This window comes from uncultured Campylobacter sp. (assembly GCF_938031315.1).
GTDB lineage: Bacteria > Campylobacterota > Campylobacteria > Campylobacterales > Campylobacteraceae > Campylobacter_B.
Window position 1 is genome coordinate 1 of the sequence record NZ_CALHHT010000197.1, and the last position, 8,231, is coordinate 8,231.

An 8,231-nucleotide genomic window follows, 5' to 3' on the forward strand; every position below is an offset into this window, starting at 1 on the left:
ATTTAAAAACCCTCTGCGCGCCGCAAAGCCCATGGCCGAACGAAGGGCTGCGATACTAGGGAGTAAATGCGCACTAAATTTAGCGTGTTTGACGGCAGCCGAGCTAAGCTCGATGTTTTACTGCGGCGCATCTTAAGCCGCGCGCAGAAGTAGTTTCTGCCAGCGGTCGGCGCCCCGGTCGCCGTATTTTTATAGCGCCATCCCAAACAGACGGGCGTCGCAGCGGCTATAGGCTGTGGCGCCGGACGGCAGTTGCGGTATCTTTTTATGCGGCGTCTGATTTGGTACGGCATGTTTTTTATGCGACGTAAAGCATAGCGCTGCGCAGAAATTTCATAAATTTAATTCGTCCATCGCTTTTAAAATTCTGTATCGTCATAGGGTCTAATTGTAGATTTAAATTTACGGCTAAACGCAAGGCGGCGTATCAAAAGCTTAAAAATCGGCTAAGGGTGCAAAAGCGGCGTCGGGCTAGAGATACAAAAACAGGCTAGAAGCTGCAAAGATGAGTTGGAAAAAATTTCAAATTCCGTGGGCGCAGATAAAATTTATACGGAAAATTTACCTAGTAGTGCAGAAACTGCCAAAAATAACAAAATTTAAGCGAAAAGCACCAATAGAGCGGTGGCGGCGATTTAGACCCGCACCTTGCCGCCGTATTTGATCTGGCTCGGGTCTTTTTCATCCAGCTCGCGCATTATCTGCTCGCCGTTGTCGGAGTTTGCCGCGGCGATGTCTGCGTCCAGATCAGAGTAAGAATAGATCATCATCGCCTCGCTTACGCCCTTTATAGCCTCTATCGCGCGAAATGCGGCGATCTCGTCATCGAAGCTCTCCGTGCTAATCGTGGCGACCGCTTTGCCGTTCTCGCATGCTACGAACTCGCAGCCGCCGATGCTTTGCAGCTCCTTACGAAACTCCGCTATATCGGTATCTGCGCCTAGATAGATCACGACGCTTGAAATATTCATTTTAGCCCCCAAAAGTAGATATATCTATTGTACCCCGAGCCCACGAGATACTCTCCTGCGAAAAGCAGATAGTTGATGATGTCGTTATCCAGCTCGATGCTGCGGACGATCTCGCCTGCTTTATCGATTACGCGCACGCCGTTATTGACTGTGAAAGCTCCTAGCTCGGGGCTTAGCGCCACGGCAAAAACTGCAAAATGGGCGTTATAAAATTTAGCGAAATCGCCGTTTTCGTAGTAGCACGATCTTTCTTTGTCGTTCGAGCCGCTCATCATACGATCGCCAAGCAGCGCCACGGAGTAGATCCCGTCCTTGTGCAGGGACTTTTGGCTCATAAGTTTTTTCGCTTTCGCGTCGAAATAAAATACGATGCCGCCTTCGCACGAGATTAGCAGCGTTCCGCTGGAGCGGTCGTAGGCGCTGCCGCCCAAAGACGCGATGGTGAGCTTTTGCTCGAAGCTTACCTTGCCGCTAGACAGGTCGAAGTATAAAATTTCGCTACCAAGACCTAGCAAAATCACGGTGTTTCCATCGTAGAAATAGACGTTTTTAATCCCAGTCATCGGTAATTTATAGTGCGTAATCTTGCCGCCTGCAAACACGCCCAGCATCTTTTCAAACGCGTCGCCGTTATACAAAAATGCGTACTTCTCGCCTAGTTTATCGACGTCGAATATGGTAGCGCCCATCGGCTCGTCTAGGTAGTTTTTGGACGAGGGCAGGGCGAAAATTAGTGCCTTGGAGATTTCGCTCGGCACGGAATTCCGAGCGGAATTTAATGCCGTAGAATTTTCGGCAGAATTTTGCTTCGTAGAATTTGCTGCGGTTGAATTTGCTAAAGAATTTACGGCAGCGGAATTCGCAGTAGAATCTCTCGTGGAATTTACGCTCGCTTTTGCATTGAAATTCTGCGCCGCATCGGAATTTGTGCTTGCGACGGAATTTTGATCTGCGAAATTTTGCCCGGCGGTGGAATTTCGCGTGGAATTCTCCGCGGAGTTAATGGTGATTTTATAGAGCTTTCCGTTGTCAAGCCCTGCGTAAATTTCGCCGTTTAGATTTTTTAGCACCGCGACATTTGCGTCAAGCTCTAATATGAATCTAGCGTGTTTGATCTTTGCAGGCGTATCTATGCCCACAGCGTCACTAGGTATTGCAACGCCGTTGCCGGCATAGATGAAGCAGGCGCAAAGTAGCAGCGGTGGTAAAAATTTCATCGCGGGCTCCTACTCGACCTCGGCGCCTTGATTTAGCGTATCTATGAGATTAGAAGTGGAATTTGCGTCGCTAAACCTGCTAAAATCGGCCTTGAAATTATTTTTCACTAGCGGATTGGTTTGGGCTTGCGGTACGTGGCACTGCGTGCAATTAAAGCGCTGCTCAGCTAGAGTGCCGTTTAGATCCGCGCCTGTGCGGAAGTCCACCAGGTGGCTTTTCGGAATCGGCGTAGAGCCTATATCTTTGGCAAATTCTGGCATGTGGCAGGTAACGCACATGTTATTATCCTTCGTGATCGGCACGAGCCCCTCTAGGCTATGCGGTATGAGCGGCGGAGCGTTTTCGAAGCTGCGCTCGATTTTCGAAGCGGCGCCCGGAGCATCCTCGCTATATTTGAAATCGGGCAGGGAATTTTTATTTTGCGCCGATTCGTCTACGCTTTTTATAAAGCCAAAGCTATCGGCATCTATAGAAGCCGTCTTGTCCGCGGCAAATAGCGCCGCACAGCATGCAAGAGCCAAGCCTAAAACCATTTTTTTCATTTTTTCACTCCTAATATACTAAAATTTAACGCATCGTCGTCGCATACGTCGATGCAGCGCCCGCAGCTGATACACTCGCTGCTAACGCGCCCGTTTTCGCGCCCAACCATCTTAAGCACCTGAACTTCGGGGCAGACCATTTTGCATTTGCCGCACATCGTGCATTTATCAACCTCGTGGCGAATGCGAATTATGCTAAAATAGCTAAGTGCGGCCCAAAATCCGCCGAGCGGGCATAGCCGCGAACAGATTGTGCGATCGCCTGCAAAAATTTCAAAAACCACGATTAGTAGCGCGATTGCAAATGCACTGGCACTCAGCGATATGACGGCGCGCGCGAAAAGCGAGATAAAATTTACGCTCTCAAACGCCGCAAAGCCGAAAACTCCGCTGCAAATGAGCGCTAGCACCGCTAAGACGTAGCGAGCTTTGCGGTTTATGCTAACGATCCTAGTCGTTATGCCAAGTCTTTTACGAAGCCACGCGGCAAGATCGGTCAGTAAATTTATCGGGCAGACCCACGAGCAATATAATCGCGGCGCTATAAGCGCATAAAATGCTCCTACGATAAGCGCTCCGATAACCGCCGTAGCGCCCAAAGAAAAGCTAGCTAGCAGCATCTGCGCCGTCGCAAACGGATCGCTTAGATTAATCGTGCCGAAAAGTTTCGACGAGCTTAGATTGCCCTTTAGAATTCCTGATAAAATTCCGTTTTCACTCGCGGCTTTGAAGGCGAAATTATTTCCTAAAATAAAAAGGACTAGAATAGAAATTTGGCTCAAACGCCTTAAAATAGTGTATTTCATTGCCTAGTCCCTTCCATTAGATCGTCCTCGTTTAAGTAATCCTTACTCTTTTGCGGATCGAGCTTGATTTTGGTGTCTGCGTCCTTTAGCTTCGCGTCGTCGCCCTTGATCCAGCCTTTGACATAGTTATCGCTGGAAATTCCTATGACGCGCTCGCGTTCCACGACGCTGATAGCCGCCTTTTTCGTGACGCAGGCATGCTCGCATTTGCCGCAACCCGTGCAGTAGTCGCTATCTACGACAGGCACGAGCAGGGCGTGCTTTTCGGTGCGGTTGTTGTGACGATAATCGATCCTAAGCGCCTTATCCATTACGGGGCAGCTTCGCACGCACGCGTCGCATTGGATACCCGCATAAGCGATGCAATGCTCGGTATCTATGACCGCAACGCCCATCTTGGATAGACGCACGTTAAGCTTAGAGTTTTCGCTCACTAAATTTTTATCTAGCGCGTCGCTAGGACAGGCTGCTACGCAAGGTATGTCGTCGCACATATAGCACGGAATTTCGCGCGGGATAAAAAACGGCGTGCCGTTTGCAATAGCATGATCGCAAAAGCTCGCAAGCTTAAGCGTATCAAATGGGCACGCCTCGACACAAAGTCCGCACCTTAGGCATTTGCTAAGAAATTCTTTCTCGCCTATAGCTGCGGGCGGGCGGAGTTTGGCGTGCTCGTTAGAGTTTGCGACTCCGAGTCCCAAAACGCCCACGCCCGCAGCTAAAGAAAGAATACCTAAGACTTCACGCCTATCCATAATTTACGCCTTGTAAATTTTAACCGCGCATTTTTTATAGTCGGTCTCTTTTGAAAGCGGGCAGGTATGATCGAGCGTGACGCGGTTGATATAAACCTTCTCGTCAAAAAACGGCACGAAAATAAGTCCCTTCGGCGGAACGTTACGTCCGTGAAAGTCCACGCGCGCTTTGACTTTGCCGCGGCGCGACTCAATCCAGACGATTTCGTTTTGTTGCACGCCGATTTTAGCGCCGTCCAGCTCGTTCATATAGCATCTTGCTTCCGGTACGGCGCGATAAAGCTCCGGCACGCGCATAGTCATAGTGCCCGTATGCCAGTGCTCCAGCACGCGACCCGTACATAGCCAGAAAGGATACTCCTCGCTTGGCACTTCTACAGGATCCATATATGGACGGAAGAAAATTTTAGCTTTATTGGCAAGGCTTGTTTTCTCTTCGCCTGAAGTAGCGGATTTCAGATCGCCGCTAGGAAGCGCCGCTTTTGCGTTACCGTAGAAGGCAAAGTCGCTATCCGGAGCCGCTTTTTTAGCATAAGGATCGTATTGGGCGTTAAAGCGCCAAAGTGTTTCTTTGCCGTCTACGACCGGCCATCTAAGACCGCGCACTCGGTGATATGTATCGAAATCAGCTAGGTCATGTCCGTGACCGGTACCGAATTTTCGGTATTCTTCCCAGAGATATTTTTGGATGAAAAAACCATAGCCTTTAAATTCTTTGCCGTCGCTGCCGATTACGCCGCGAGAGTCGCCGTTTACTTCGGAGTTATCGAAGCTTGCCATAATCGGATCTTTTGCAGCGAAAGCCTGAGCGTCTTTGTTTGCAAAGAGCACTTCAAATAGTGTAGTCTCTGGCGTATAGCCGAATTCTGAAATTTTATCTAATACGTTTGGAAGCGTAAGTTTATCATTTACCTTTGTCTCGCCCCAGAAATCCTTGAGTTTGAAGCGCTTGGAAAACTCTAGCATCTGCCACGTATCGCTCATCGCGTCGCCCACAGGAAGGACCTGCTGTCTCCACCACTGCGTTCTGCGCTCGGCATTGCCGTATGCGCCCCATTTTTCGTAGATCATCGCGGTTGGCAGGATTAGATCAGCTACCTTTGCGCTTAGTCCCGGATACGGATCGCTTACTACGATGAAGTTATCCATCTCGCGCGCCGCGGCGATCCAGTGGTTTGCGTTGGCGATCTGCTGCCACGGATTATTGACCTGTACCCATATCCATTTTATCTTGCCGTCTTCGAGATTGCGCAGAGCCTGCACGTAGTGCGCACCCGGTTTTGGGTTTATCGTGCCCTCAGGAAGCTTCCAAATTTTTTCGGAAACCTTTCTGTGAGCGGGATTTGCCACAACCAGATCGGCAGGTAGGCGGTGAGAAAACGTGCCTACCTCTCTAGCCGTGCCGCAAGCGCTAGGCTGACCGGTAAGCGAAAACGCTCCGCAGCCGGGCTTAGCTTGTTTGCCGAGAAGGAAATGCACCATGTAGCTTTGCTCATTGACCCAAGTTCCTCTTGAGTGCTGATTAAAGCCCATCGTCCAAAAGCTTACTACTTTGCGGTCCTTTTCGATGTAATAATCTGCGAGCTGCTTTAGCTTTGTCTTAAACGCCTCTAAATCCTCACTTTCGTCACCCTTAGCTAAAGGCGCTACAAATTCTAGCGTGTAAGGCTCCAGCGCTTTTTTAAATTCTTCGAAGCTTATGAGCCAGTGAGCATCCGATTTGTCAGAGTGTTTGTTTTCGAGTACGTCACCCTCTTTCATACCCAGATATGCTAACGTAACGCCCTCGGATTTGCTTAAAATTTTGGATTTTTGCTTAGCTGCGGTATCAAGCTCGGTTTTGCGGTATTTTTTATGATTTATATCTTCTCGTAAGCCGTAACCGATATCCACAGGGCCTGTAGCGAATACGCAGTGCTCTTTAATAAATTTCTCATCTATCATATCCGGGTGGTTGTAGACGATCTCCCTTGCGATGTAGTTCCATATCGCCAAATCGGTATTCGGACGGAATATAATTTCGATATCGGCGATGTTTGAAGTGCGGCTAGAGTAGGTCGAGAGATTTATAACTTTTACGCGGTCCGGGTTGCGAAGCTTGTGGTCGGAGACGCGAGACCAAAGGATAGGGTGCATCTCAGCCATATTCGCGCCCCAAGCGATGATGGTATCGGTTAGCTCGATATCGTCGAAAACGCCCGCAGGCTCGTCAATACCGAAGGTTTGCATAAAACCTACGACGGCGCTAGCCATGCACTGGCGAGCATTTGGGTCGATATTATTGGAGCGAAAGCCCGCCTTGACGAGCTTGGCTGCGGTATAGCCCTCGGTAATGGTGTATTGACCGCTACCTAACACGGCAAAGCCCTCGGGACCACCTTCGTTATAGGCTCGCCTAAAATGCTTCTCCATTTCGTCGAACGCTCGTTGCCAGCTGATCTCGATAAATTTTCCCTTTTTGTCGAATTCGCCTTTGGAATTTACGCGCAAAAGAGGCTTGGTGATGCGATCGGCGCCGTACATGATCTTGGCGTTGAAATAGCCTTTGATGCAGTTTAGACCGCGATTTACGGGCGCTAGCGGATCGCCTTTGACCGCTACGATCTTGCCGTCTTTGGTGGCTACCATGATGCCACAGCCGGTGCCGCAGAAGCGACAGGCCGCCTTGTCCCAGCGCCAGCCTTTTTCGGCTTCGTCCGCAGCGCTTAGTCCGCTAGGCAAGCTGATGCCCGCAACGCTACAGGCAGCCGCTGCCGCAGAGCTTTTTATAAAGTCTCGTCTATCCATGAGATTAACCTTTCGTTTAGAATTTAAATTTCTATTAACGTTGGATAATAGCATAAAAAAACTGCCTAGTCTAGATTGAAGTTAATAAATTTAAATCGGTATAAAATTATAATTTTTTAAATTTCAATCTTAAGTATCGAATACCTGGCATTTGATGTAAATCGCCATCACTTCTTTTTATATATTAAATTAATATAATATATTTGTAACTGAATAACAAAATTTAAAATACTAAATTTTGAATGTAAGAAATTTACAAATTTTAAAATTTAAGAAAGAGTGATAAGTTAAGGAATTTAAATGATAAATTTGCTTTTCGTTTAAGATTCGAGCCGATATAAATCGGCTCGAAGTAGGGCGTTATTCGACTTCGGCGTCGATGACGTCGTCGTCTTTTTTGCCGCCATTTGCACCGCCGCTTTGCGATCCGCCCTGATTTGCGCTGGCGGCCTTGTATAGATCCTCGGCGGCCTTACTTAGGGCTTCTACTTTGGAATTTATCGCTTCCTTGCTCGCGTTTTCATCCTTTAGCACGGCTTTTAGATCGTTTAGCGCGCCCTCGATCTTAGCGCGTAGATCGCCCGGCACCTTCTCGCCCATCTCGCTTAGGCTCTTTTCGGTTTGATGCGCGATACTGTCGGCTTGGTTGCGCGCTTCGACGGTCTCTTTGCGCTTGTTGTCTTCCTCTTTGTGAAGCTCGGCGTCCTTTACCATCTTATCGATCTCGGCATCGCTTAAACCGCTTGAGCCGGTGATGCGGATGTCGGTTGCCTTGCCGGTAGCCTTGTCTTTTGCCGAAACGGTTAAAATTCCGTTCGCATCGATGTTAAATTCCACCTCGATCTGCGGCACGCCGCGAGGAGCGGGCATGATACCTTCAAGATTGAAATTTCCGAGCGATTTGTTATCTTTCGCAAACTCGCGCTCGCCCTGCAAGACGTTGATCGTAACGGCGCTTTGGTTATCCTCTGCAGTCGAGAAGGTTTGAGATTTTTTCGTAGGTATCGTAGTTCCCTTCTCGATGATCTTAGTCATTACGCCGCCTAGAGTTTCGATGCCGAGGCTTAGCGGAGTGACGTCGAGCAGTAGCACATCTTTTACGTCGCCTTTGATGACCGCGCCTTGGATTGCTGCACCGATTGCTACGACTTC

Annotated in this window: 7 protein-coding genes; all 7 read right to left on the reverse strand. The window is 48.9% G+C overall.

What is annotated here, in order from left to right:
* Positions 1-635: 635 nt before the first annotated feature.
* The gene (locus Q0236_RS05080) at positions 636-971 is read right to left on the reverse strand and encodes a chaperone NapD (protein ID WP_297915732.1); all 336 of its coding nucleotides are present in this window, start codon (positions 969-971) and stop codon (positions 636-638) included.
* Entirely contained in the window at positions 968-2,188 is a 1,221-nt protein-coding gene (locus tag Q0236_RS05085; RefSeq protein ID WP_297915734.1) for a hypothetical protein, read from the reverse strand. The genes Q0236_RS05080 and Q0236_RS05085 overlap by 4 nt, the downstream gene beginning before the upstream one ends.
* A 9-nt stretch (positions 2,189-2,197) precedes the next feature.
* On the reverse strand, positions 2,198-2,731 hold the full coding sequence (locus Q0236_RS05090; protein WP_297915736.1) for a nitrate reductase cytochrome c-type subunit: 534 nt from the start codon (positions 2,729-2,731) through the stop codon (positions 2,198-2,200).
* Entirely contained in the window at positions 2,728-3,537 is an 810-nt protein-coding gene (gene napH, locus Q0236_RS05095) for a quinol dehydrogenase ferredoxin subunit NapH (RefSeq protein WP_297915738.1), read from the reverse strand. Before napH ends, Q0236_RS05090 begins: the two co-directional genes overlap by 4 nt.
* On the reverse strand, positions 3,534-4,292 hold the full coding sequence (gene napG / locus Q0236_RS05100; RefSeq protein ID WP_297915739.1) for a ferredoxin-type protein NapG: 759 nt from the start codon (positions 4,290-4,292) through the stop codon (positions 3,534-3,536). Before napG ends, napH begins: the two co-directional genes overlap by 4 nt.
* Positions 4,293-4,295: 3 nt before the next feature.
* Complete coding sequence (gene napA, locus Q0236_RS05105; protein WP_297915741.1) at positions 4,296-7,079, reverse strand: nitrate reductase catalytic subunit NapA; 2,784 nt, start codon at positions 7,077-7,079, stop codon at positions 4,296-4,298.
* A 360-nt stretch (positions 7,080-7,439) separates the two neighbouring features.
* Positions 7,440-8,231, reverse strand: a 792-nt coding sequence (locus Q0236_RS05110) for an Hsp70 family protein (protein WP_297915743.1), incomplete at its 5' end; no start/stop codon positions are given.

Excerpts from the sequence above, each read along its gene's own strand:
- Q0236_RS05080 (WP_297915732.1), bottom strand. The coding sequence starts at position 971 with ATGAATATTTCAAGCGTCGTGATCTATCTAGGCGCAGATACCGATATA.
- Q0236_RS05085 (WP_297915734.1), bottom strand. The coding sequence starts at position 2,188 with ATGAAATTTTTACCACCGCTGCTACTTTGCGCCTGCTTCATCTATGCC.
- Q0236_RS05090 (WP_297915736.1), bottom strand. The coding sequence starts at position 2,731 with ATGAAAAAAATGGTTTTAGGCTTGGCTCTTGCATGCTGTGCGGCGCTA.
- napH (WP_297915738.1), bottom strand. The coding sequence starts at position 3,537 with ATGAAATACACTATTTTAAGGCGTTTGAGCCAAATTTCTATTCTAGTC.
- napG (WP_297915739.1), bottom strand. The coding sequence starts at position 4,292 with ATGGATAGGCGTGAAGTCTTAGGTATTCTTTCTTTAGCTGCGGGCGTG.
- napA (WP_297915741.1), bottom strand. The coding sequence starts at position 7,079 with ATGGATAGACGAGACTTTATAAAAAGCTCTGCGGCAGCGGCTGCCTGT.